Source organism: Verrucomicrobiaceae bacterium, from assembly GCA_016713035.1.
Taxonomy (GTDB): domain Bacteria; phylum Verrucomicrobiota; class Verrucomicrobiia; order Verrucomicrobiales; family Verrucomicrobiaceae; genus Prosthecobacter.
The window spans coordinates 399,536-424,743 of sequence record JADJPW010000004.1 but is presented as its reverse complement, the minus strand read 5'-3'; the positions used below and the strand labels follow the sequence as shown (position 1 = coordinate 424,743).

Genomic DNA, 25,208 nt, shown 5'->3' with positions numbered 1-25,208 from the left:
ACCTGCGAAATCAGTTTTGAGAGCGAACCCGTTGCGATCCACGCGCTCTTAGAAGGATTTTCTGGGTGGGAAACATTTATCGAGGCTGCAAAAGCTTCAGCATCTGTCTGTGGGATACAAAAGGCCAATGCAGCTCTAGTTTGCTACTAGACCGGTTCTCAAAAAGAATGTCATATTGAGGCTGTACTTTTTAGAATTGCGGTAATTAATAGGCGGCGGTGGCCCGCCCGTGCATCACACTCAATCTCGAAAACGCGACCTTGGAAGAGGTCGGCGTGGCGATGGATTGCTCACCCACGAAGAAGGGCTTTCGTCGGCTTCAAGCGCTGCGCTGGCTTTATGAAGGCAAGAGCCGCGAGCAAGTCGCTGACCTCTCAGGCTTCAGCCTGCGGCAGGTTTTGCGCTTTATCCAAGCCTTCAATCTCGCCGGCCTTGATGGTCTCATTCCTGGGCGTAGCAGCGGCCGTCGCCGAATCCTGCCCAAGGAACAAGTGAACGAAAAAATTCTGCCTCTCATCGAAGATCCGTCGCTGGCTGGACAGAGCCACTGGACTGCGGTGAAGTTGCACGGCTGGATCAAGCAGAACCTGCAAACGCAGCTCGGCTACAGCACCACCGTGCGCTATCTCCACGAGCACGATTACCGCCTCAAAGTTCCGCGCCCCTGGCCGCTCAACCAGGATGAGGACAAGCGCCAAGCCTTCTGCCAAAAGCTCCAGCGCTGGGTGGCCGATCCGAGCGTCGACCTGTGGTTCAGCGACGAAAGCGGCTTTGAAGGCGATCCGCGCCCGCGCCGCACCTGGACCAAGATCGGCAAGGTGCGCCACTCACCTTATCTCGGCGAGCACATCCGCTACAATGTGTTTGGCGCAGTGCGGCCCAAAGATGGAAGGCTCGGCGCACTGCTCTTCAACCTGTGCGACAGCGTCACTTTTCAGGTGTTCCTTGACACTCTAGCTGAGGAGAATCCGCACGTGGCAGGACGCCGCGCCATCCTGGTGCTCGACAACGCCTCATGGCACAAGACCAAGAGTCTTAACTGGCACCACTTTGAGCCCGGAGTCTGCCACCACGCTCGCCCGATCTCAACGCCATCGACCGCTTGTGGCTGCGCATGAAGGCCGACTGGTTCAACGGCTGCATCGCCAAGACTTCCGCGCAACTTCAGGACCGTATCATCGAGTCCCTACGCTCTTTGTTCGACCAGCCATCCATCCTTCAGTCCCAGTGCCGCCCAAAGACGCGTTTATGACATCCTTTTTGAGAGTCGGTCTATATCTCATGCATAGACGCACCAGCCAATTGGCAGACTTTGAAGTTCCTGGGGTCGTTCTCGGGATCCGACAACGATGGATGAAATAACCGAGGAATGACCCGATAGCATATCCGATCATTGGGTGTGGTCCTCACTTCTTCACCGCCCCGAGCACCTGAAGCTCATGAATGGACCAGTAGGTGCCCTTCGCTTCACCGAGTTGGGAGATGCGGATGGATTTGGCTTTCGTGGGCTGGGTGAAGAGGTAGTCGATGACGCCGGCTTCGCCCTCGCCTTGCAGCGTGGGTTTCTCCCATTCGGTGCCGTTTAGGGAGAGCTCGATTTTGTATTGGCGGGGGTAGTCGTTGCGGGATTTGCCGGTGTCGAGGGTGAGGCCGGTGATGTCGGTGGGCTCGGGGAGGTCGATTTGGAACCACATGTCGGGGCTCTGCGGCTTGCGAGTGTCCCAGCGGGTGGCGAGGTCGCCGTCGATGGCTTTGGCGACTTCTTTGTCGTTGTGACTGGCGGTGAGTTTCCACGCGGCGCGGTTCGGCAAGGGCTGCGGGTAGAGGGCGCGGAGTTCTTCGATGGTCCACGGAGTGACGCGTTTGCCGAGTTCTTTGCGCAAGGCGGCGACTTCTTTTTTGTCCACGAGCTTGCCGCTATTTCCAAAGGCTTTGCGGATGTAGCTGGCGACATCAGCGATCCATTGGTCGTTGTTGGTGGCCATGGGAACCATGGCGGCTTCGTAGGTTTTGCCGTCGATGGGACCGGCGAGACCATTGAGCATCACACGCACGATGGCATCGCCCTGCACGGCGGTGCGTGATCCGGCGAGCGGTGGGGCGAGTGTGGCACCTGCGCGACCAGCGATGGGCATGCCCGCGCCGTCGAAGCCGTGGCAGGCAAAGCAAAGCGAGCGGAAGATCTCCTGGCCGCGTTCGAGCTGCTTCTTTTCATCCTTCGTGAAGCTGCCGCTGATCTTTGGTGCCTCGACAAGCAACTGCGCGCCGATTTCCTTCACACCGACGCTGGCGGAGGTCATGAGCGTCATCTGCGCTTCGTCTTTCCATTTGGGCCAGTTGAGGTGCTTCGCCGTGTAGAGCGTCTGGAGCACCACAGTGGGGTCTTTGTCGGCCTTGAGGGCTTGGATGTCGGCGATCAAAGCGGTGTCGCCTTTTTTGAGCAGCGATTCAGCGACGCGGATGGCGCTGGCGCGGACTTGCGCGTGCGCGTCCTTCATCGCAGCGCGGAGAATGTCCGGCGTGACGGCATCGAGGCCTTCCAGCGTCCAAAGCGCATGCAGGCGGGCGAGGTGATTGTCGTGCTTGAGCAGCGAAACAAGCGCCGGGACCACGGATGGGTCGTTTTTGACGATGAGCATGCGCTGCGCGGTATCACGCCAGAAGCCGTTCGGATGCGTGAGATGCGCGACGAGCTGTGTGGGCGTTTCGCCGATCATTTTCGGCTGCGGGCCGGGTTTGTGGTCTTTGTGCACGAGACGCCACACACGGCCATGACCAGCGACGTGCTGCATGCCGGTGGGCTCGATGGCTCCGCGGAGGAAGCTGCCGGGTTTGACCCAATTTCCTTCCTGAATGATGCCGCGATACGCATCAACGATGTAGAGGCAGCCATCGGGGCCGGTGGTCATGTTCAGCGGGCGGAAATTCGGATCGCTGCTGCGGATGAACTCGCTCATCTGCTCCTCATACGGGTTCGCGACGGTGGTGATGCCGTCTTTGATCTCCACCGTGGCGCGGCGGATAAGACGACCAACAGGCTCAGGCAGGAAGACGTTGCCATAAAGTTCCTTCGGCAGGCGATCCCCGCGATACACGGTCTGTCCGGCGCAACCGGTGAAGTGGTTCAAGCGCTTGTCCTCCGGCGAATGGAAGCGTCCGGGGCCGCCCTGGAAGTCGCCGAGCCCGACGATGGGCCACACGGTGTCGAACTTCTCGCTCTTTTGCTGCATCACATTGATCGCGGCATACAGAATGGGTGCCTGGTAATTCCACAGGCCTTTTTCGCCGCCGGCATTGCTCCACCACATCTTGCCGTAGTCATCCTGAGCCAGGCCCCACTGACCGCCATTCGGCGCGGTGTTCTCTTTGAGTGCCGGCTGCTTCTCGCCAGCCCAGCGCAGGCGGTAGCCGTTGTAGGTGGTGTAGATCCAGTTATCCAGGCCCCACACGAGACCACTGGGCTGATGCTCCATGTTTCCACCACGCGGCCCGCCGACATACCAGGGCGCTTGCTCATCGGCCACGCCATCGCCATTTGCATCGCGATGCAGCGTGATGTCATTCGTGTTCGTGATGCCGACCAGCACCCGATCATCCAGCGGCAGCACCATGCGGGGTAGCAACAGGTTGTCCATATAGACGCTGTGTTTGTCGAAGACGCCGTCGCCCTTCGTCGATTCATGCAGCGAGATGCGGCTCTTCGGCGTGAGTTCGTCCGTGCCGTCGATGTCCTGCATGTAGGTGCGCATTTCGACGACGTACATTTTGCCATCGCCATCAAAGGCGATCGCCATCGGCTCTTTGATGAGCGGATCGCTCAAAACCAACTCCAACGAGTAGCCATCCGGCAACTGGATCGTTTTCAGCTCTTCCTCCGGGGTCTTGGCCTGGATGGGGAAGGTGTAAGTCGGGTTTGTTTGCGCAAATACTGCGGAACTCGCGAAGGCGAGGATGGAGAGAATACGAGGGGTCATTTTGAGGGGCGCAGTAGTCGTGAAAAGGGGCGGAGGTCTTGCAACCACCGCCCCAATGATTCTGCGACCGCTTGGCCACTCGGGCTATTTTTTGGCGTCGGCTTCGGAGAGGATCTTTTTCGCCTCATCCGCGTCGATTTCGTGCACGAAGAGATTCCGCCAGCGGATCTCGCCACCGTGGGTTTGCAGCATGATGGGGCCTTTGGCGGGGTAGGGGATGGCTTTATCGGGATAGTTCTCCATCGGAGCACCATCGACGACGAGCTTGTCATTCAGCCACACCCAGGTGCGGGCTCCGATCTGGCGGATGCGAAAGCTATTCCACTCGCCGAATTCTTTGTCAGCGATCACGAGCGGATCACGTCCTGGAGTATCGGGTGTGTTGTTGAAAAGACCGCCGGAACCGAGATGCGGACGACGTGTGGGCTTCGCTGGATCAAAGACCTGATTTTTATCCCAAATCTGCACCTGCGGCACACCGCGCAGGTAGATGCCGCTGTCGGCTTTGGCGACGGTCTTGTATTCGATGAGGAACTCCATGTCGCCGAACTCCTGCTCGGTGGTGGCGTAGGGGCCGTGACCGTAGTTGACCAGCTCGCCGTTCTCGACCTTCCAGTTGGTGGGGAATTCCTCGCGCATTTTTTTCAGCGCAGCGTCTTTCTTTTCACCGGTGAGCTTCTGGACGCTGTGTGGATTCAGCCCATACCAGCCAGTGAGGTCTTTGGCATTGAAGATGGCCTTGAAGCCAGCGGGAGGCTCGGCGGCGTGGAGGGTGACGAGTGAGAAGAAGGCGGCGATGAGCGATGCGGTGTGTTTCATAGCGGTCTTGTTCAGTCGCAGGCAGCGCGGAGCTTCTTTCGCGCTTCTGATGTCGTGGGCACTTGGCAAAGCGCCTTCTGTGGAGCATGGGGACATAGTTTTCCTCCATGCGCCGCCTCGATCAGATTCTCTCCTCCCTCGGTTACTGCTCACGTCGCGAGGCTGCGGCGTTCGTCAAGGATGGCCGGGTGAAGTGCGGCGGCGTGACACTGAATAGGGCGGACATGCGTGTCGATGCGCATGCGATCACGCTGGATGATGATCCGCTGGAGGCCCCCGATGGTCTGCTAGCGGTGCTGCACAAGCCCATCGGCTATGTTTGCACGCACAATGGCGACGAAGGCCCCACGATCTATGAGCTACTGCCGGATCAGTGGCTGCGGCGAAACCCCGCCGTGACGAGTGTGGGCCGACTGGATAAAGAAACGAGCGGACTGCTGCTGGTAACGGACATCGGCAGCATCGTGCATCAGCATACTTCGCCCAAGTCGGCGGTGGAGAAGGTGTACATCGCCACTCTGGACCGCGATCTGGAGCCAGGCCTGATTGAAATATTCGCCCGTGGCGAGGTGATGCTCCGTGGCGAGGAAAAGCCCTGCCTAACCGCAAAGCTGGAAATCCTGGATGCACGCAGCGCACGCCTGACGCTCACGGAGGGCCGCTACCACCAGGTGCGGCGCATGTTTGCCAGCCAGGGTTGGCATGTGGAGCATCTGCACCGCGAGCGTGTGGGTGAATACACGCTCGATGGACTCGCGGAGGGCGAGTGGCGGCTAGTGGAGGCGTGAGTGAGTCTCGCTCGGACCATGCGGGGAATCACTGGCACCCACTTCACTCCACGGAGCAGATTTGCACGCCCTGCTTCAGTGAGGCGAGCTTGTCACTGCGCTTTGGGATGAATTCCTGGCCCAGCCAGCCGGTATAGCCAGTTTCTTGGATAGCACGGATGATGGCGGGGTAATTCAGCTCCTGGGTCTCATCGATCTCGGCGCGGCCAGGGACGCCACCCGTGTGATAGTGTGCGAAGAACTCGTGATCGCGGCGGATCGTGGCGATGACATCACCCTCCATGATCTGCATGTGGTAGATGTCATAGAGCAGGCGGAAGCGCGGTGAGCCCAGTTTTTTGCACAAAGCGACGCCCCAGGCGCTGTGATCGCACATGTAGTCCGGGTGGTTCACTTTGCTGTTGAGCAGCTCCATCACCAGCGTGACGCCAAGCTTCTCACACAGCGGCAGCAGGCGCTGGAGGCCCAGTGCGCAGTTCTCCAGCCCCTGCGCATCGCTCATGCCATCGCGATTGCCGCTGAAGCAGATGACCTGCGTGAAGCCCGCCTCCGCGCTAGCCTGCAAAAGCGGCTCATAGGCCTGCACGAGCAGGTCGTGATGCTCCACGCGATTCCAGCCCTTCGGGATGGGGCCGATCTTCACGCCATCAGGTCCATCAATGGTCGGAAAGCTGACCATGGCGCAGTGCAGACCATGTTTCTTCACCGTGGCAAAATCTGGCGGATCGAGCAGCTCGATGGAGCCAAGGCCGATCTCTTTGGCTGCGAGGCAGAGATCCTCCAGCGGGATGTCCTTGTAGCACCACTTGCACACGGAGTGGCGCACTTTGCCCTTGCCACCTGCGGCTTGATCTGCGGCAGTGAGCTGACTTTGCAGCATGGCGGCGACGGCGCTCACTCCAGCGAGTGTGCCGAACTGACGGCGAGAAAAAGCAGGCGTGGTGATGGATGGGCTCGACATAGCCCCGCAGCCTACACAGCGCCGTAGGCCGCTGTCACGAGGAAATCCGCCGCCGAGCACTTTCGCTCGTAGAATGAGCACCTGGGGCGCAAGAATTGCCCGCAAGCTGTGCTTTCCTCCAGGGCTTCATTCGCCATTTTGGGCTCTCCTTCGTTATTTACATCACATGTCCGCTTTTTCAGATCCTTTCCAAGAAGCCCGCGCTAGCACGGGCGTGATGCAGTGCCCATTTCACGGTGAAAACATCACCATGATCCTCCGCCATGAAGATGTGCGAAAGGCATCAAAGGACTGGCAGACCTACACCTCGAATGTGCCCTTCCGCGTGCCCATCCCATCAGAGGAAGACGTGCGCAGCATGCGCCAGCTCCCCATCGAGACCGATCCGCCAGAGCACACCGACTACCGCGCCATCGTGGAGCCCTTTTTCCAGCGGGCAAAGGAGCCCGCCATGATCGCCCAGGTGGAAAGCCTCCTCAGCAGCATGCTCGACCAGGCCTTGAGTCGCGAGAGCATCGAGATCGTGAATGAATTCGCCCTGCCCGTGCAGTCGCGGGCGCTGACCTACCTGCTCAATACCAGCGAGAGCGAGGCAGACACCTGGATCGGCTGGGGCATCCATGTCTTCAAAGTCACTGGCGGAGAGTTCAAAAAAGGCACCGTGCTGGAAGACTACCTCACGCAGAAATTTGACGAAGCAGCGGCGAATCCAGGTGGGGCGGACTTTTTCTCCGCGCTGGTGAATGCGGAGTATCGCGGCAGTCGGCTGACGCGTGAGGAATGCATGGGCTTTGCCAATCTGGCCTTCGCAGGCGGTCGTGACACGATCATTCACACCATCTCCTGTGCCCTCGGTTATCTGGCAGAGCATCCAGAGGCGCTGGAGTTCCTGCGGGCCGATCCGAAGCGCATCACACTCGCCAGTGAGGAGTTTTTCCGTGTCTTCATGCCACTCACCCACATCGGTCGTGTGTGCCCCGCCGACACGGATGTGAATGGCGTCACGGTGAAAGCAGGTGAGCGCATCTCCCTCTGCTGGTCCTCAGCGAACTTCGACGAAGCGGCCTTCCCCGCGCCTGCGGAGGTGCGGCTCGACCGGAAACCCAATCCCCATCTCAGTTTCGGCTTTGGCACGCATCTCTGCCTCGGTGCCCCACACGCACGCCTGATCCTGCGCACGCTCCTGAAGCTCCTCTGCGACCGTGTCCGCCGCATCCACATCCTCAAAGCCGAAGAACGCATCGAGCACGAAGCGAAGTTTGACCGCACACTCGGATATGACTCGCTGCTCGTGAAAATGGACCCTCTTTAATCGGTGGTCACCTGACTACTGAGTCCGCCGTAAAGACAAAATCATGATTTGGTCTTTGCTGAGCCCAGCCAGAAAAAACAGCGAACAGCGAACTGAGAACCGGGAACTGAAGAATCCCTCACTCCACGCCCGTCAGCTCAAACAGGTTCTTCGGCTGCGGGCGCTTGCCTTCGGCCACCTCTGTGATGATGCCCATGAGCGTGAGATTCACCTCATTTTGCGGCTGCTGCTTGAGGGCTGCACGCATCGTTTTTTGCGCAGCCTGGGCATTGCCATGGATGAGATAGGCCACTGCCAGATTACCCAGCAGCTCGGGGTTCAGCGGATCTTGGCCTACAGCTTCCTCAGCCGTCTTCACCGCCTCTGCGCTGCGACCTAGCTCCAGTAGGGCACCGCACAGTTCACGCGGGATCACAGACTCATTCTTTTCGATCTCGTAGGCACGAGAGAGCACGGCCATCGCTTTATCGCAGCGGCCCAGTGCATGCCAGCCTTTGCCGATGAGCCAGAGCAGCCGCCAATTCTCGCCAGAGCGGTCCAGCACGATCTCGAGCTGCTCGATGGCACGCTGGATCTCGACCGAGGACTTTTTGTCCACGGGAGAGCCGGGATTGCGCACGTTTGAGGTGATGACATGGCCTGCCTGCTGGAAGATCGTATCCAGGGTCGCCTGCTCACGTTGTGCCTTCGCTTCGCGTGCGGCCTCACCATCTTCAGCGGGCTTTTCACCCGCCTTTTCTGGGTCCCAATCACGCGGCCCCACCACCGTGCGGACATTCTCGCCATTGATCCAGGCGATGGTGGCCTCCTTATAAGTCCCCAGGCAGAGCCACGGGCACGGTGGACTGACTTTTTGATCAAAGGCATCACAGAGCACCGCATCATGCCCGTCAGATACACTGAGCCCCATCGACTCCAGCTCCTCCATGAAAGCGCTAGCCTCCTCACCATCGGTAAAGCTCACTCGGGCCAGCGACGAGTCCGCGCAAAAAGTCTGGTTCGGCACATTCATGATGAAAGCCTCTGCACCGCCCGGATAGCGGTGAACGATTGCCTCGTTTCTTAGGACGACAGTGAATGCTTCGATTGCGATAGCCATGCCCGGATCAATGACGCGTCGTGGCAGGATGTCTAGTGTGTGGTTGTCAGGTTGTTTTTACGCGTTTTTGGGCAAACACCGCTTTCTACGTGCGTTCTACCGCGCCCACCATGAATCGCCTCCTTCTCTTCGCTGTACTCGCCTTTTCCTCCGCCCTGGCTCAGGACGGCTTCAAACCACTCTTCAACGGCAAAGACCTCACTGGCTGGGATTGCAATCCGGAGCTGTGGAAGGTGGAAAACGGAGAAATCGTCGGCACCACCACGGGGCCGGAGCAGCTCGCGTATAATCAGTTCCTCATCTGGCGTGGTGGGAAGGTCAAAAACTTCGAATTGAAGGCCAAAATCCGCCAGAAGGGCAACAACACCGGTATCCAATACCGCAGCAGCGAGAACACCGACAAAAAATGGTCCATTCGCGGCTACCAGTGCGACATCCACCCGAACGCCGCCTACCGCGCGATGATGTATGAGGAAGGCGGTCGCGGCATCGTCTCGCAAAACGGGCAGAGCGTCGTCATCGACCCCTCCGGCGTGAAATGGCTCGCGGGCGAGCATGATCCCGTCGAGGCCGACATCGCCGAGTGGCATGAGTACACCGTCATCGCGAAGGGAAACCATCTCGTGCACCAGATCGATGGCAAAACGACGATGGAGCTCACTGACTTCGAGGAGGTCAAACGCACGCTCGAAGGCCTGGTCGCCTTCCAGATTCATCGCGGTCCCGCCATGGAGGTCCACATCAAGGACGTGATGCTCAAAGAACTGCCGGAGGGTGGAGTGATCGACTTCGCCACTCATCCCATCCCCAGCGATGCCCAGATCATCGAGGCAAAGGCCGCGAAGAAGAAGGCCAAAGGGAAGAAAGCGGAAGCCAAGAAGAGCCGCTGATCGAGTCGGCTATTTGGCCTGCAACCGGTAAAAAGCCGCATTGTCCGTAGAAGTGAATTCAAACTCTAGCTCCCCCTGCGCGTTGAGTTGGATTTGTGGCACCGTCATCGGGAATGGAGTGAAGTTGATCAAGTTGGCCGATTTTTGAATGCCCAAGGTCAGTTTGAAAGCTCCCGTTGTGGCATTTCGGGTCAAAAGCGGTGTGCCGACATTTAGTTCCTGTACTTGCGTGTTGCTGTACAATCCTGCGCTGTTCGCTCCTGAGAATAATGTCGTGACGAGTGCAGTCTGATCAGTCTGCCAATCGAAGCCGAGCGCGGCGAGCTTGTACTCTGCGGCATCATTCAATCCGTCGTTGTCAAAGTCAGTCGTTGGCGAATAAGCCACTCCTGTCAGAGCTAGATCAAACACCCCTTCGTCAACATCGCTGTTTGCAAAGTGGAGCGACGCAGCGCGTGTCCCGGTGGAACTGCCCGCAGGCACAAAGGAAACCAGTATTTGAATCTCCTGCGCGGCAGCGATGATGACGGGTGGGACTAAGTTCGTGCCAAACTCAGCTCCCTGTGCTCCATCCAATGTTGCTCCGGAAATGGTCAAAGGCCCGGTGCCGGTGTTGCGAATGATGAGCGGGATGATCCCCTGAGTGCCGATGATCACGCTTCCAAAGTCCAGCGTGGAATCCCCGTCTATCAGATTCACTTCGGAGTGCATCACCTCGATCTCGGGGCTGCTGCTACCCGCAAGACGAAATCCAAAGACATTGTTTTCAGTGGCGGGTGCGATTTGATTGCGCCCTGCGCCCTGCATCTGAAGCAGCGCTCCGGAGTTGTTTGCCCACCAGGTCCCCCCTCGGATGATGCGGTTTGAACCGGATGAGGCGTCAAGGACTTCGTAAACATTCCCTGCTTGATCAAAAGTGCCATGGGCGCTGGCCGAGGCTGAGAATGCTCCACCAGCCGTCAGGTAGTTTTGCGATGAATTTGTCGTGTTTTGCTGCGTCACCGACAGCAGACCGAAGGGGGCTGAGCTTGCCGTGTAATAGTTTGCCTGATTGGGCAGCGAACCGATCTGATTTCCAGGCGTGGTATTGCTGCGCATCGGATACAGCCAGTATCCTCCAGTGCCCCCATTTAGCGAGGGGTCGTGATAAGCGGCCTTGTACCATTCATCCTCCGATGGAAGATAGACCCGTGCGCCAGGATTGCGATTGATGATGCCCGATGTTGCTCCACTGAGGGGGTATGCCCCCGCTTCAGTCGTCGAGAGGTCTTGTGAGCCAGTTGGCTCGCCATTGTGCATCCAGTTCGCCATGCGGGCCGCGTCGAACCAGCTAACGTATGTCACAGGACGGCTGCCATCACCAATCACCGTATATGAGTAGCTGCCTGGAGAACCCGAACGGGTGATGCCCGCCACATTGAGATCCGTGCCCAGTTGTGTGTTGTACAAATTGTAGGTGTCAGAGGCAGCGACCGCATTGAGAAATGACGCATACTGGTTTAGCGACACTTCATATTTTCCGATCCGGTATGCATAATCTACTCTGCCATAGCCCGTAGAATCGGAGGCGTTCCCGATATTTCCAACCGTGATGAAATCGAACGGTGTAAGCGCCAATGACAGGCTTTGCATTACCAGCACCCAGAGCGCCAATACAGGCCCCCGTCCGCGCTGATAATGAAGCTCGGCGAACTTCATATTTGATGGTGCTTGTGACATGGCGAGCGTAAGTAAGGTGTGTCTTGAGGCACGACTGGGCTGGAGAGTCACAGGCCATGCTTCATAGGAGTAAACGAACGAAACTTGGCGGTTACCATGTGCCGATTGGTCGGGTGTGGTTGAAATTTGACTTCCGAACTCGGTCGAATCCCCTATCAAAGAAATGTCTTTTCCATTAGAACCCGATGACAAAGGGAAGACCGACAATAAACGCATCCAGTTATGACCGATCGTCAGTCTGATACACACGCAGATGTTTGCCAGATCCGACACAGCTTTTGCTGGCAGGTTTTGACGAGGGCGGACGTTTAACCACGCCACACCCACCATGAAACGACTGCTTTTTACCTCTCTGCTACTCTCCGCCCTGGCTTTGCCGTGCTCTTTGATGGCCCAAGACGCCAAAGGGAAGGGAAAGGGCAAAGCCAAGCCCAAACGCCCCGATGCGGTCGGGCCTGCCATCGGGGCGAATGTGGCGACGCCGGTGTCGAACATCAAGACGCTGCCGGATTTCAAGGTGGAGCTGATTTACAGCGTGCCGGGCGGAGAACAGGGCTCGTGGGTGAATCTGACGACCGATGACAAAGGCCGCATCTACGTGAGCGACCAGTATGGCATGCTCTACCGCTTCAAATCGCCCGCCGCAGGCCAGACACTGAGCCAGGGCGACATCGAAAAAGTGCCCGCGGACATCCGCGGCGTGAACGGCATGCTTTTCGCCTTCGGGGCGCTGTATGTCGGCGTGAACGATTACGAGAAAAAGATCCCCAGCGGCATCTATCGCATCACCGACAGCAACGGCGATGACATGCCCGACAAGGTCGAGATGCTGCGCGAGTTCGACGCGGGCAGCGATCACGGTGTGCATGCCATTTTAAAGACACCGGACGGCAAGGGCCTTTACCTCATCAGCGGCAACAACGCCGTGCTCAAAGAAGGCCCGAAGGCCGGCACGCCGGACAGCTCGCCAGTCGCGAAGCTGTGGGGCGATGACCACCTGCTTCCGCGCATGCCAGACGGTCGCGGCCACAACCGCCACGTCATGGCTCCCGGCGGCATCGTGTATCGCTTCACGCCGGATGGAAAGACCTTCGAGATCTTCGCCAGCGGCTTCCGCAACATCTACGACGGCGGCGTGAACCGCGATGGCGAGCTGTTCGTGTATGACGCCGACATGGAGTATGACTTCAACACCTCGTGGTATCGCCCCACGCGCATCAACCACGTCGTCAGCGGCGCGGAATTTGGCTGGCGCAACGGCGCGGGCAAGTATCCCGAGTTCTATTATGACAACCTGCCCGCCACGCTGAACATCGGCCCCGGCTCGCCCACCGGCTGCACCTTTGGCTACGGCGCGAAGTTCCCCGCGAAATACCAAGAGGCCTTTTATGTGCTCGACTGGAGCTGGGGCAAAATCTACGCCGTGCATCTGAAGCCCAATGGCAGCACCTACACCGCCACCAAGGAAGAATTCGTCACCGGCGGCCCGCTGCCCGTCAGCGATGCCATCATCGGCAAAGATGGCGCGATGTATTTTACCATTGGCGGCCGCCGCGTGCAGAGCGGGCTGTATCGGGTGAGTTATGTGGGGAAAGAGAGCACGGATTTGGTTTCACCCATCAAAATGCGGACCGCAACCACGCCAGAAGACGCCGCACAGCTTGACCGCCGCTCCCTCGAAGCCTTCCACGGCAAACAAGACCCCAAAGCCGTAGCGACAGCCTGGCCTCATCTGAGCAGCACGGATCGTTACATCCGCGCTGCTGCCCGCACGGTGCTGGAGCATCAACCGCTTGTCGAATGGCAGGACAAAGCGCTCGCCGAAACCAACACCACCGCGCAGCTCGAAGCCCTGCTCGCTCTCACACGCCGCACGGGCGTTTGCGCGACGCATCGTGAGGCGAACCACGTCGTCAACACCGCCGCTCGCGATGCCATCCTCGCCGCGCTGTTGAAGCTCGACTTCACCAAACTCACGCCCGAGCAACGCCTCGCCTATGTGCGCCTCACGGAGATCGTGTTGCACCGCTTCGGCAATCCGGACGACGCCACCGTCGCCGCGATCATCGCAAAACTCGATCCCGCGTATCCGGCGGACAACTTCGAGCTCAACTGGCTGCTCACCGAAACACTCGCTTACCTCCAGGCACCGAATGCCGCCGCGAAAGGCATGGCACTCATCGCCGCCGCCGAAAGCCAAGAGCCGCAGATGGAGTATGCGCGCAGCCTGCGCTTCCTCACCGCTGGCTGGACACCGGAACTGCGTACGCAGCAGCTCGAATGGTTCCTCAAAGCCGCGAACTACAAAGGTGGGGCCAGCTTCGACAAGTTCCTCGAATTCATCCGCAACGACAGCCTCGCCACCTTTACCGACGCCGAGAAAACGCAGTTCGCCGAACTCATCGCCAAAAAGCCCGAACGCAAAACCGCCATCGAAAACGTCGGCGCCATGTTCGTGGGCCGCACTCCGACGATGTGGACGCTCGATGAACTCAGCGCCGCCGCTAAGACCGGCATGAAAGGCCGCAGCTATGACAATGGCCGGAAGATGTTCAGCGCCGCCGCTTGCTACACCTGCCACCGCTTTGGCAACGCTGGCGGCATGACCGGCCCTGATTTGACCGGCGCAGGCGGACGCTACAGCCCCCACGACCTGCTCGATCAAATCATCAACCCCAGCAACGTCATCAACGAGCAGTTCGCCCCCATCGTCGTCACCAAAAACGACGGCAGCATCATGACCGGCGTAGTCGTCAATCTCAGCGGCGACGGCGTCACCCTCAACACCGACCTCACCGACCCCAACCAGCGCGTGAACGTCGATCGCAAAGAAGTGAAAAGCATCGAGCTCAGCAAAGTCTCCCCCATGCCCCCGATGCTCCTCGCCATGCTCAAGAAAGACGAAATCCTCGACCTCCTCGCCTACGTCCTCAGCGGCGGAAACAAGGAGCACGCGATGTTTACGAAGTAGTGCCTATTCCTCGTCATCCTCTGCCTGCCTTGCTTTATCATGTTTAAGCACATCAAAATATGGCTCAAGCCAACGCTCACCGTATAGTCGTTTAACGATCTCAAGGTGCTCTTCTGGTGCCTCATTAAGGATTGAATCCAAATAAGCAATAAATTCCCCCTTGTTGTCCGTCGAATGCACTAGCGCCTTGCAGTATGACAGCCCCCTAACCCTTTTGGACTTGAGCAATCCGTGCATCTGTGAGTCGACAAAAATTGCATCGCAGTATGGCAAGTAGGCAGCGATTGCAGACACGTCGTTCAAAGGCATGTCGTTATCCAACCTCCAGTTGCCTCCAATCACCCGCTGCGAAATCTCTGCATACATCAGGCTCGAGAGCTGAATGTAAGGACATCCGCTCACTTCTCCCGATGTTAAGAAGATCAAAGCAGTGCTCAATGCATCGCCCTTTGTGTCCACATGCCTCTCAAAACGTTCCCTCAATTCTCGTAGCAGCCTCAGTTCAGATCCCATCATCAAATTGAAGAACTCGTTTTCGGCTGCTGGATCTCCCTCGTTTGTTTTCAATCTCAAACCCAATACTTTAATGTAAAGCTGGCGCGTGCTATCACCAAGAGCACGAAGCTCCTTCTCATACATAGTTCTGAACGAAGGCTTATCTCTTAGCCATCCAGCATAAAGAGAGCTGATTTTTTTGCGATAATGCTCCCCCTGGTTTTTGTTTCCCTCTTTTTCTTCAACAGATGGATACCAGTTGAGAGTGATATTGAATTTGTTTTTCGGCCAATCATGAAGTCTACCAGTCACTGCATGGATTTGATTGATTCCAGAAACCGATGCGCCGCCAAGCCACGCATCCGCACACTCAATGACTTGGGCATTTCGAATGGAATCCCAGTAATGGAATGAAGTTCGTCCAGATAACAGTTCCCAAACGCGCTTATGTTGAGCAAATGCAGCGGGCTTTTCTGGATCAAGAATCGAGGATTCCAAGCGGTGAAAAGGCGACTCTGGGCAAACTATCAACTGTAGCTTCACCAACTGATGCAGCTTTTCAAAAGCAGCCCTCACGAACCCCAAGTCAAAACTAGGTTGGAGCTTCCGAGATTCTGGGAAATCCGGGTCGAGCATCTTCACCATTCGGCTCAGCAAGCACTGATCTAGGTAGATAATCTTCTTTTTGACCCCGCTAAGCGACTTCATGACCGGAGCTTTGAAAAGATTTTCAGGAGACCCAGGGTGCCAGTGGGAAGGGTCTCGAAGTGCAGCATCGGAAGTCCTCGCGATTGAGATTGAGCATCAGACAGAGAAAATTGACCGTGCGCGGCTCCAGCGTGCGCAGTTTCGTGACCACTTGGCGGAGTTTCTCGTCCCCATAGTGCCTGCGCACTTTGTGCCAGCCTTCCAAGCCCCCGCGCTCGACCACGCGGGCGATGACCTGCTTTTCGTGTTTGGTGAGATCAAGCGTCGCGAGGTCGGTGTCCCAAAACAACGCCCTTGGCAGGCCAAGGGGCGTCAGGGAGCTGGACTCGTTCAATTTCATTCTTGGATGCTATTCGCCCGTTCTGAAACCTCAACCCCCGATCTTTGGCTGCCCCAAATCAACGAAAACACTTTCCTGGAGACAAGGCTTGTCCGTGAAAGTTCTCAAGGCATGAGAGCATTGATCTCCCGCATTGAGAAAAAATAGCTGCCCATGATCCATGCTAGAAACACTCCCATCGCGAGGGTCTGTAGCATGGCTGATCTGCTGCGGTGACGGATGAAGGACTCCGGCAGTGATGCCTTTAACAACTGTTTCTGGATGACGGCATGCGAGGTGTAGGCCGTGGAGGCAAAAATGAACAACATGTAAATCACCAAGGCCACACTCATGCCAAAGATGGAGGGGTTACACACGGTTGTGAATGCCACATAACCGAGCATGCCTATGACAGGGAGGAGGGAAACGATAGCCGAACTGCTGATCTGTTGATCCATCAGGCGGGCCTTTTCCTCAACGGTCAAAGCTGCAATCGCTTTTTGATCCCGACGCTGCATGAAGAATGTGAACAGCATGAAGAGGCTCAATGGAATAAGTGTGTTCATGAACGCGAGGCTAACAGGCTGATTTAAAAACTCAATCTTAGACTGACAGAGGGGCTTCAAGCGGTTGTTTATGTCCACTGACATGAAACGCCTCTTCCTCCTCTTCGCCCTCTGCCCTCTGCCCTTCGCTCTTCGCGGCGCAGCCGAATGTGCTTGTCATCATCGCCGACGACCTCGGCTACGCGGACATCGGCGTGCATGGCGGGAAAGAGGTGCCGACGCCGAATATTGATGCGCTGGCGGCATCGGGGGTGCGGTGCACGAGTGGGTATGTCTCAGCGCCGTATTGCAGCCCTTCGCGGGCGGGCTTTTTGACCGGGAAGGCGGCGACGCGGTTCGGGCATGAGTTCAATCCGCATGTGGGCGATGAGGCAAAGCTCGGCCTGCCGCTCGATCAACGCACGATCGCGAATGTGATGCACGACGCAGGCTATGCGACGGCCTTGATCGGCAAATGGCACCAAGGATTCGATGCGGCGCATCATCCGTAGTCGCGCGGGTTTGATGAGTACTTCGGCTTTCTCGTCGGCGGGCACAATTTCCTGCTGCACAAGGACGCGGAGCCAAAATTCGGCACGGCGCACTCGCACGACCTCATCTATCGCGGTCGCGAGCCGCAGAAGCTTGATGGCTACACGACGGATTTGTTCACGGATGAGGCTTTGAGCTTCATGAATCGCCACAGTGGCAAGCCGTGGTTCCTTTACCTGGCCTATAACGCCGTCCACACGCCGCTGGAGATCGTGGAGAAGCATCAGAGCCGTCTGCCAGCCGAGGTGAAGAATCCCGCACGGCGCGGTTATCTCTCGCTGCTGCTCGGACTCGATGACGCCATCGGCCGCATCACGGCGGAACTCAAAGCGAAGCACCCGAACACGCTCGTGTTCTTCTTCAGCGACAACGGCGGCAGCGGAAAGCGCCCGTTCTTTGCCACAAACACCGGCATCAACACACCCCTGCGCGGCGACAAAGGCCAGGCGCTTGAAGGCGGCATCCGCGTGCCGTTTTTCGTCTCTTGGGCCGGCAAGCTGCCTGCGGGCAAGGTGTATGAGCATCCCGTGAGCGCACTCGATGTGCTGCCGACGGCCGCGAGTGTGGCAGGAACGAAAGCGCCCAAAGGAACCGAAGGCGTAAACCTCCTCCCGCACCTCAAAAGCGAAAAAGCCGACGCACCGCATGAATCACTCGCGTGGCGCTTCGGGCCGCAAAAGGCCATCCGACGCGGAAAATGGAAACTTGTCGATTTCCGCGACTTTGAGGCCAAAACGCAGTCCGGATGGCAGCTCTTCGATTTGGACGCTGACATCGGTGAGACGAAAAATCTCGCCGCGGAGCATCCGCAGCTCGTCGCGGAGCTCTCGAATGCCTGGGACGACTGGAACGCGAAAAACGTGACTCCGCTCTGGCCCGGCACGCCGAATGAAGATCCTACATCGCCTCAGCGGGCGGCAAAGAAGGCGAAGTGATGCAGGGCTTTAGGAATCTCTATCGAGTGGCCAGAACCTTGGAGATTTCTTCTGCGACTTTCTTGGCCAAAAACTCATAGCCTTCAGCACCGTAGTGCAGGTCTTTGGGATTGTGCAGACGATCGAACTCAGGCGCTATGTATGCATTGAGGTCATTGATGATGACGCCGTTCTCGGCCATGACACGGGCGGCGATGTCGTTGTATTCCTTGACGCTGCCAAAGCGGCGCGATGGGTTCAGTTCACCTTCCGGTATCGGCGTGGTGCTGGCCCAGATGAGTGTAGCGCCAGTCTGCTTCATGCGGGCTACGAGAGTGCGGAGATTCTTCTCGTAATCAGCCGCCTCGACTTGGCGTTTGCCATCAGGCATGAATTTCAAGTCGTGGATGCCCCAGTTGAAGTGAATGACATCCCACTTCCCAGTTCCGAGCCATTTTTCGATGTTTGCTGTGCCGTTCTTGGTCGGTCCGCCGTTTTGTGGGATGCGGTGCACATTGGCCTTTTTCTCCAAAAGCTTTCGAGTCGGCAGTGTGTAGCCCATGGAGATCGAGTCCCCGATGAGCAAAACGCGTGGCAGACCAGCCACATCTTGGATCGGAGCGGTCACAGTACTCGCCGCACGCTTGATCTTCCCTTTGGCCTCCGGTTTTTCGCTCTGGGCCTGAAGAGTCAGTGCGAAGGACAAGAGGAGGAATAGGGCGTATTTCATGAGATTGGCAGTAACGCGACATCCAGAGACATTTGCTCAAAAAAGCATGTCAATAGCTGACCTCACTTCTTAGGGCCGAGGTGTCGAGGGGCGAGAATGACAGCAGCTATCCATTCGACATTCTGCATTCGTCATTTATCAGCCAGCCAGCATGCTTTCCTGGCTCTCCAATGGTCACTTTCCCCTCTACCTCGCTCCCATGGCGGGTGTCACGGACGTGACTTTTCGACGCATGTGCAAGGAGCTAGGCGCGGATGTCATGGTGACTGAGTTTGTGAGCGCAGAGGGCATTTTGCAGCGTGATGACCGCACCCGGCACTATACCGAGTTTGATGATGCCCAGCGCCCGCTCGGAGTGCAGCTTTTCGGGGCAGATGGGGTGCGCATGGGCGAGGCCGCGCGGAAAATCATCGACTGGAAGCAGCCCGACTTCATCGACATCAATTTCGGCTGCCCGGTGAACAAGGTCGTCTCCAAAAACGGCGGCTCCTCCCTGCTCAAAGACTGTCCCTTGCTCCAAAATGTCGCCGCAGAGGTCGCCAAGGCCGTCCCCATCCCCGTCACTGCCAAGATGCGCATCGGCTGGGACGCCGAAAACATCAACGCCGTCCAAGTCGCACGCATTTTGGAGGATAGCGGCATCCAGGCCATCGCCGTCCATGGCCGAACCCGTGCTCAGGGCTACACCGGCCTCGCCGACTGGGAAGTCATCGCCCAGGTCGCCGACGCTGTGAAGATCCCCGTCATAGGTAATGGCGACATTCACACCGGCCAAGACGTGCAGCTCCGCCGCTCGCAGACGAACGTGCGTGGCATCATGATCGGCCGCGCCGCCATGACGAATCCGTGGGTCTTTGGTGAGGCGAAGCACTTCCTCGCCACCGGACAGCAGGCAACACCCGCCAGCATCGAGGACCGCTTCAACTTCATGCGCCGCCATTGCCAACAAGCCATCGCCCATGATGGCCGAGGCCGAGAATTCGAGATGATCCGCAGCATGCGGAACCGCCTCATGAACTACACCAAGTCCATCCCTGGCGGCAAATGGCTCCGTCAGCACTTCAGCCACGTCTCCAGCCTCGCGCAGCTAGATGACATCCTCGCCGCATATTTCAGGCATCAAGAGGAGCTCATGCAGGCACAGGAAGAAGCGACAGCGCCCTGAAGTTTCACGCGGCAGCTTTCAATTCTACTTTCAAATACTGGCTTGAGAATGACTGGGGATGCATGGAAATAGGCCGCAGCAGCCGTCTAACGGCTACTTTCAGTTTTTATCCTCAAGGTGTGCTTGGAGGCTACTTGCCGAAGTTGTTTCGGGGTCTGCCAACTGAGTTGCGACATTCTGCGGCGTGTGATAGATCAGCGCATGACTGTGACCTTGGACATCCCAGAAGGCGTGGACTCGTTTCATTCGAGGGTGCTTTGAGCCAGTTGCAAGCGGCAGGCTTTCGTTTGTCAGTGGCCGTCATCGAAGAAGCCCGGCGGCGGGCTCAGCTGCGTGTTTGAGCCACTGAATCCGCATTCGACATTCTGGTTTCGTCATTCACTGTCCGCTCCCCATGTTCCGCGCTGTCCTTACGTCCCGTCTCCAAGCTGCTTTCTCTGCGGCAGGCATCGAATTGCCTGCTGGCTTCACTCCGAATGTCGTTATCGCGTCTGATGCTCGCTACGGCGACTACCAGAGCAATGCGGCGATGGTTTTGGCGAAGCAGGTGAAGGCGAATCCGCGGGCGCTGGCGCAGCAGATCGTGGACAAGCTGGACGTGGCGGATTTGTGCGAAAAGACCAGCATCGACGGGCCTGGGTTCCTCAATTTCACGCTCAGTGCGGCTGCTTTGGCGCAAAGGCTCGCGGTGATCGTCTCTGATGACAAAGTCGGCGTGCCAGCGGTGGTGCAGCCGAAGACCATCGTGGTCGATTTCTCCGCGCCGAACATCGCCAAGCCGATGCACGTCGGCCACATCCGCAGCACCTTCATCGGTGACTCGCTGGCACGCGTGGCCCGCTTCATCGGGCACAAGGTCATCACCGACAACCACGTCGGCGACTGGGGCACGCAGTTTGGCATGATCATCCATGGCTGGAAGACGCAGCTCGATCAGGCGAAGCTCAAAGCGGACCCGATTCATGAGCTGGTGAGTGTGTATAAAGCCGTCAATGCGGCGTCGAAGGCGGATGAGAGCGTCTTGGAGACTTGCAAAGGCGAGCTGGTGAAGCTGCAGCAGGGCGATGCCGAGAATCTCGCCATCTGGAAGGAGTGCGTGCGGCTCACACTGGAGCAGCTCGAAAAGGTGTATTCCACGCTCGACATCAGCTTTGACCACTACCTGGGCGAGAGCTTCTACAACGACGCTTTGGCCCCGCTGGTGGCTGACATGCTCGCAAAGGACATCGCCACCATCAGTGACGGTGCGACGGTCGTGTTCAGCGATGGCAGCGTGAAGCCGGAGGCCGATCCCTTCCTCATCAAGGAGAAGGACGAGTGGAAGGCCGCGCCGTGCATCATCCGCAAAGGCGATGGCGGCTTCCTCTATGCCACCACGGACCTCGCTACGATCGACTACCGCGTGCGGGAGTGGAAAGCGGACGAGATCTGGTATGTCGTGGGTGCGCCGCAGCAGCTGCACTTCCGCCAGGTCTTCGCCGCAGCGCAGCGTCGCGGTGTGACCACAAAAATGACGCACATCGCCTTTGGCAGCATTTTGGGGCCGGATGGCAAGATGTTCAAAACCCGCAGCGGCGAGACCGTGGGCCTGCTGGAGGTCATCGACGAGGCCATCGAGCGCTCCCGCGCTGCTGCCGATGAAAAAGAGCAAGGCTTCACCGCTGAGGAAAAAGACCAGATCGCCCGCATCATCGGCTCTGGAGCCGTGAAATACGCCGAGCTCAGCCAGAACCGCCTTACCGACTACAAATTCAGTTGGGACAAAATGTTGAGCCTACAAGGCAACACCGCGCCTTATCTGCTGAATGCCTACGTCCGCACTCGCAGCATCTTCCGCAAGCTCGATGGCGAAGTCACCCTCACGCCCGATTTAGTGCTCACCGAGCCCGCTGAGCGTGCCCTGGCGATGAAACTGGCCCAATTCGCCGAAAACGCCCACGACATCCTCGACGACCATCGGCCGAACCTGCTCGCGAACTACCTCTACGAGCTGGCCTCGGCCTACCATGCCTTCTTTGAAGCCTGTAACGTCTTGCGAGCTGAAGGCACCGTCAAAAACACCCGCCTCACGCTCTGCGAAGCCACCAGCCGTGTGCTGAAGACCGGTCTCGGCCTGCTGGGCATCCAGACGACGGAGCGGATGTGATCAGGCCTTCTTTGGCTTCGGCATTTTGATGGCCGCAGTCGATTGGGATGTCTTCCGCATAGTGCAGCCTGGGCTGGAGGGCTGACTGGGAGTCGGACCTGGGGGGGGGTGACGTCGGCGATCAAGACGAGGGAGCCGAGGAATGGAAAAAGATGGCGTTTGATGTTCATGACGGCAGAATGCTGACAGCCCGCACAAAGACCGTCAATCACCATCTCATGAGCCTGGAACCCAAGCTGCCAGCGAATGTCTCAGCGGTCTTAGCACCGCTGGACTGGGGGCGCTGGGCGATGCTGAAGTTGCTCGGCCCGCTGGCGAAGCCGCTGGTGCGGCGGCGTGAGCTGCGGGTGATGGTGGCGGGTTGCGGTGTGGTGGGATTTTCGCTCGCTGCGACGCTGATTTCGCCATTTTGGCTGTTGGCGCTGGGGCCAGTCATCTCGGGGTGCCGCATCTGGTGGCGGATGTGCGCTACCTGGTGCTGCGGACGGGGCTGCATCGGCGCCGTGACCTGTGGCTGCCGGTGGGTGTTCCTTTGTTATTGGCGGGAGCCTCCAGCTACACCATGACGAGCGGGCTGAGTGCCTGTGCGGCGATGGCGGTGCTGGCTCGCGGCTTGTGGTGGCGGAAGGTGATCGCTTTAGCGGTCATTGCCGTCTTGCTGGCTGCGGCATGGTCTGTGGGGGATCTGGCGGCACTGATTTTTGCCCATGCGCATAATTTCATCGCGGTGATGCTGTGGTGGTGCTGGCGGCCACGGAGGGAAATGCGTGCGCAGGCGGTGGTGCCGCTGCTGTTTCTCACTGCCTCTGTTTTGCTTTCCATGGGCTGGCTCGTGCCGTGGGAGCGAGGCATGGCGTGGCAACCGGCGGGCCTGGGGCCGGATTATCATCTTTCGTTTCTTGCTCCCGGGTTGGCAGAGCCGTGGGCGCTGCGGCTGGTGCTGCTGTTTGCTTTTGCTCAATCGGTTCACTACGGCGTGTGGCTGCGGCTGATCCCGGAGGATGACCGGCCGCAGGAGACGCCACGCACCTTTCGAGCCAGCGCCCGCGCTTTGCAGGCGGATATGGGGACGCCGTTGCTGGTGGGAGCGCTGTTTATCGCCCTGGGCATCGCACTGTGGTCGGTGTTTGATCTGGCTGCCGCGAGGGAGAATTACCTGCGCATGGCGCTCTTTCACGGCTACCTGGAGTTGATCGCGGTCACATGGCTGTTTGTGGAGCGACCAGGTGGTGAGGAGGTGCCCGCATGAGCATCCATGAGTGGCATGAGGCGTTTCTCCTCACGCAGATCGTCGAGGTGCCGGTGTATCTGCTGGCGGGAAGGGAGCTACCGCTGCCAAAGCGTGTTCTCTATGCCTTCGGTGCGAGCACGATCACGCATCCGATCATCTGGTTTGGCCTTCCTTGGGCGGGTGGCCCGTATCTGCTGCTTTTCCTCGTTGCAGAGACTTTTGCGGTGATGGGCGAGGCACTCTGGGGGCTCGGGTTGGGCGTGCGGAGGCCTTGGATGGCGGCCTTGCTCGCCAATACGGCCAGCGTCTGCGCCGGGCTGGTCATTCGGCATGTTTTTTGATCAATGAATCACCGCACTCACCACGCTGGCCCCTTTTTATCCACAGATTACGCAGGTTTCACAGATGGGCTCAATCGGTGAAATCTGCGTAATCGGTGGATGGATTCTCATGTTTCGCTTCCGACGCAAACTCGGCGCTTCCTGCATCGTTGATGGCATCTGCATGCATCGCCGCCTTTTTACCCTTTCTTCGTTCTTTGCTCTTTGTGCTCCGCTTTTTGCCGAAAACTGGCCGCAGTGGCGCGGACCGCGGCTCGATGGCACATCGGCGGATGTGGGCTTTCCGATCACTGCGGAGCAAAATGTGACTTGGAAGATCGAGTTGCCGGGGAGCGGCCATGCATCGCCAATCGTGTGGGAAGACCGCATTTTTAATGTGGCAGCACTGGCCGAAAATGAGGAGCGTGTGCTGCTCTGTCATGAGCGCAGCAGCGGAAAGCTGCTGTGGCAGTCCACCGTGCTCAAGGCCCCACCCGAGGGCACGCATAAGCTGAACTCACTGGCCTCCAGCACGCCAGCGACCGATGGGGAGCGCATTTTCACGGCTTTTCTCGATAACACGCCCACGGAGGCCACGCGGAAGGCGAATGAGGGCCGCGTCATTCCAAAGGGCGAGGTGCCGAAGGGCACCGTCGTGGTCTCTGCGCATGATTTCAGCGGCAAGGCACTCTGGCAGGTGCGGCCGGGCCTTTTTTCCAGCAAGCACGGCTTCTGCTCCAGTCCCATCGTGTTTGAGGACAAAGTGATCGTGAACTGCGATCACGATGGCGATGGCTACATCGTCGCTCTGGCCAAAGTGGATGGCAAAGAGCTCTGGCGCATCGAGCGGCCGAACAAAACCCGCAGTTACTGCGTGCCGCTGCTTCGCGAAATCGGCGGACGCATGCAGATGGTGCTCAGTGGCACGATGTGCGTCACCAGCTACGATCCGCACACGGGGAAGCTGCTGTGGATCATCGATGGCCCGACGGAGCAATTTGTGGCCTCCATCGTCTTCAGCGAAAAGACGGGCCTGCTCTACATGACGGGCGGTTTCCCAGAGCACCACCTGCTGGCCATCAAGCCGGATGGCAGTGGCAATGTCACGAATACACACATCGTCTGGCGGACAAATAAAGGCGTGGCCTACGTCCCATCACCCATCGTGGAGGGGGATCACTTCCTGATCGTGTCCGATAGCGGCGTGGCGCATTGTTTTGATGCGAAAAGCGGCGAGATCGCCTGGGAGGAGCGTTTGCGTGAGCATCACGCCTCACTCACCAGCGCGGAGGGGCGTGTGTATTTCGTGAACGACTTTGGCATCCTGCGCAGCATCAAGCCGGGTGCGAAATACGATTTGCTGGCCGAAAGCGAGTTGGGGGAAAAAGTCTTCGCCAGCCCGGCTCTGAGCGAGGGCCAGATCTTCATCCGCAGTGACAAATCACTGCTCTGTCTGGGCAAACGCGGTCCAAAGACGGCAGGGCTGGTGAAATAAGCCAAAGATGGAGGCTGCAAAGCTTGGTGCGGGGAGCCTGTGACTCAGCCCGTAG

22 protein-coding genes and 1 pseudogene are annotated in these 25,208 nt (G+C 58.3%); 13 read left to right on the top strand and 10 right to left on the bottom strand.

The window, feature by feature from the left end:
• The first annotated feature begins 218 nt into the window (after positions 1-218).
• Positions 219-1,118 carry an IS630 family transposase gene (locus IPK32_16000; protein MBK8093433.1) on the top strand — a complete coding sequence of 300 codons (900 nt, stop codon included), beginning with the start codon at positions 219-221 and terminating at the stop codon, positions 1,116-1,118.
• Positions 1,115-1,252, top strand: a complete 138-nt coding sequence (locus tag IPK32_15995; GenBank protein MBK8093432.1) for a hypothetical protein — start codon at positions 1,115-1,117, stop codon at positions 1,250-1,252. Before IPK32_16000 ends, IPK32_15995 begins: the two co-directional genes overlap by 4 nt.
• Positions 1,253-1,406: 154 nt before the next feature.
• On the opposite strand, the gene IPK32_15990 is transcribed toward IPK32_15995, so the two are convergent.
• The gene (locus IPK32_15990) at positions 1,407-3,974 is read right to left on the bottom strand and encodes a discoidin domain-containing protein (GenBank protein ID MBK8093431.1); all 2,568 of its coding nucleotides are present in this window, start codon (positions 3,972-3,974) and stop codon (positions 1,407-1,409) included.
• A gap of 84 nt (positions 3,975-4,058) precedes the next feature.
• Positions 4,059-4,793, bottom strand: coding sequence for a DUF1080 domain-containing protein (locus tag IPK32_15985; protein MBK8093430.1), 735 nt, complete (start codon positions 4,791-4,793; stop codon positions 4,059-4,061).
• Positions 4,794-4,900: 107 nt separating this feature from the next.
• Here IPK32_15985 and IPK32_15980 point away from each other — a divergent pair, with 107 nt between their 5' ends.
• Positions 4,901-5,581, top strand: a complete 681-nt coding sequence (locus IPK32_15980; GenBank protein ID MBK8093429.1) for an rRNA pseudouridine synthase — start codon at positions 4,901-4,903, stop codon at positions 5,579-5,581.
• A gap of 43 nt (positions 5,582-5,624) precedes the next feature.
• On the opposite strand, the gene IPK32_15975 is transcribed toward IPK32_15980, so the two are convergent.
• Positions 5,625-6,542, bottom strand: a complete 918-nt coding sequence (locus IPK32_15975; GenBank protein ID MBK8093428.1) for a TIM barrel protein — start codon at positions 6,540-6,542, stop codon at positions 5,625-5,627.
• 166 nt (positions 6,543-6,708) lie between these two features.
• Here IPK32_15975 and IPK32_15970 point away from each other — a divergent pair, with 166 nt between their 5' ends.
• Entirely contained in the window at positions 6,709-7,854 is a 1,146-nt protein-coding gene (locus IPK32_15970; GenBank protein ID MBK8093427.1) for a cytochrome P450, read from the top strand.
• A gap of 118 nt (positions 7,855-7,972) precedes the next feature.
• On the opposite strand, the gene IPK32_15965 is transcribed toward IPK32_15970, so the two are convergent.
• On the bottom strand, positions 7,973-8,953 hold the full coding sequence (locus IPK32_15965; protein MBK8093426.1) for a tetratricopeptide repeat protein: 981 nt from the start codon (positions 8,951-8,953) through the stop codon (positions 7,973-7,975).
• A gap of 110 nt (positions 8,954-9,063) precedes the next feature.
• Here IPK32_15965 and IPK32_15960 point away from each other — a divergent pair, with 110 nt between their 5' ends.
• Positions 9,064-9,843, top strand: coding sequence for a DUF1080 domain-containing protein (locus IPK32_15960; protein ID MBK8093425.1), 780 nt, complete (start codon positions 9,064-9,066; stop codon positions 9,841-9,843).
• A 9-nt stretch (positions 9,844-9,852) separates the two neighbouring features.
• Here IPK32_15960 and IPK32_15955 read toward each other — a convergent pair whose 3' ends face one another.
• A complete protein-coding gene (locus IPK32_15955) occupies positions 9,853-11,541 on the bottom strand; it encodes an SUMF1/EgtB/PvdO family nonheme iron enzyme (protein MBK8093424.1) in 1,689 nt (562 codons plus the stop codon).
• Positions 11,542-11,950: 409 nt separating this feature from the next.
• Between IPK32_15955 and IPK32_15950 the strand changes: the two genes are divergently transcribed.
• Positions 11,951-14,533, top strand: coding sequence for a c-type cytochrome (locus IPK32_15950; protein MBK8093423.1), 2,583 nt, complete (start codon positions 11,951-11,953; stop codon positions 14,531-14,533).
• A gap of 3 nt (positions 14,534-14,536) precedes the next feature.
• On the opposite strand, the gene IPK32_15945 is transcribed toward IPK32_15950, so the two are convergent.
• From IPK32_15945 to IPK32_15935, 3 genes are all read right to left on the bottom strand, one after another.
• Positions 14,537-15,736: a hypothetical protein gene (locus IPK32_15945; GenBank protein ID MBK8093422.1), complete on the bottom strand. Its 1,200-nt coding sequence runs from the start codon at positions 15,734-15,736 to the stop codon at positions 14,537-14,539.
• A 22-nt stretch (positions 15,737-15,758) separates the two neighbouring features.
• Positions 15,759-16,076 (bottom strand): hypothetical protein, encoded by a 318-nt coding sequence (locus tag IPK32_15940; protein ID MBK8093421.1) that lies wholly within the window; start codon positions 16,074-16,076, stop codon positions 15,759-15,761.
• Between the two features lie 104 nt (positions 16,077-16,180).
• Positions 16,181-16,621: a hypothetical protein gene (locus IPK32_15935; GenBank protein ID MBK8093420.1), complete on the bottom strand. Its 441-nt coding sequence runs from the start codon at positions 16,619-16,621 to the stop codon at positions 16,181-16,183.
• 149 nt (positions 16,622-16,770) lie between these two features.
• Between IPK32_15935 and IPK32_15930 the strand changes: the two genes are divergently transcribed.
• A complete protein-coding gene (locus IPK32_15930) occupies positions 16,771-17,112 on the top strand; it encodes a sulfatase-like hydrolase/transferase (protein MBK8093419.1) in 342 nt (113 codons plus the stop codon).
• A gap of 3 nt (positions 17,113-17,115) precedes the next feature.
• A pseudogene (locus IPK32_15925) lies at positions 17,116-18,087 on the top strand (sulfatase-like hydrolase/transferase).
• 19 nt (positions 18,088-18,106) lie between these two features.
• Here IPK32_15925 and IPK32_15920 read toward each other — a convergent pair.
• Positions 18,107-18,796: an SGNH/GDSL hydrolase family protein gene (locus IPK32_15920; protein ID MBK8093418.1), complete on the bottom strand. Its 690-nt coding sequence runs from the start codon at positions 18,794-18,796 to the stop codon at positions 18,107-18,109.
• Between the two features lie 151 nt (positions 18,797-18,947).
• On the opposite strand from IPK32_15920, the gene dusB reads away from it, so the two are divergent.
• On the top strand, positions 18,948-19,961 hold the full coding sequence (gene dusB, locus IPK32_15915) for a tRNA dihydrouridine synthase DusB (protein ID MBK8093417.1): 1,014 nt from the start codon (positions 18,948-18,950) through the stop codon (positions 19,959-19,961).
• Positions 19,962-20,355: 394 nt separating this feature from the next.
• Positions 20,356-22,107: an arginine--tRNA ligase gene (gene argS / locus IPK32_15910; protein MBK8093416.1), complete on the top strand. Its 1,752-nt coding sequence runs from the start codon at positions 20,356-20,358 to the stop codon at positions 22,105-22,107.
• Positions 22,108-22,315: 208 nt separating this feature from the next.
• Here the strand turns inward: argS and IPK32_15905 are convergent, their stop codons facing one another.
• Positions 22,316-22,558 carry a hypothetical protein gene (locus IPK32_15905; protein MBK8093415.1) on the bottom strand — a complete coding sequence of 81 codons (243 nt, stop codon included), beginning with the start codon at positions 22,556-22,558 and terminating at the stop codon, positions 22,316-22,318.
• A gap of 12 nt (positions 22,559-22,570) precedes the next feature.
• Between IPK32_15905 and IPK32_15900 the strand changes: the two genes are divergently transcribed.
• The 3 genes from IPK32_15900 (at position 22,571) to IPK32_15890 (ending at position 25,153) form a co-directional block, all read left to right on the top strand.
• Positions 22,571-23,356 carry a hypothetical protein gene (locus IPK32_15900; GenBank protein ID MBK8093414.1) on the top strand — a complete coding sequence of 262 codons (786 nt, stop codon included), beginning with the start codon at positions 22,571-22,573 and terminating at the stop codon, positions 23,354-23,356.
• Complete coding sequence (locus IPK32_15895; GenBank protein ID MBK8093413.1) at positions 23,353-23,679, top strand: hypothetical protein; 327 nt, start codon at positions 23,353-23,355, stop codon at positions 23,677-23,679. The genes IPK32_15900 and IPK32_15895 overlap by 4 nt, the downstream gene beginning before the upstream one ends.
• 163 nt (positions 23,680-23,842) lie before the next feature.
• A complete protein-coding gene (locus IPK32_15890) occupies positions 23,843-25,153 on the top strand; it encodes a PQQ-binding-like beta-propeller repeat protein (protein ID MBK8093412.1) in 1,311 nt (436 codons plus the stop codon).
• Positions 25,154-25,208: the final 55 nt, after the last annotated feature.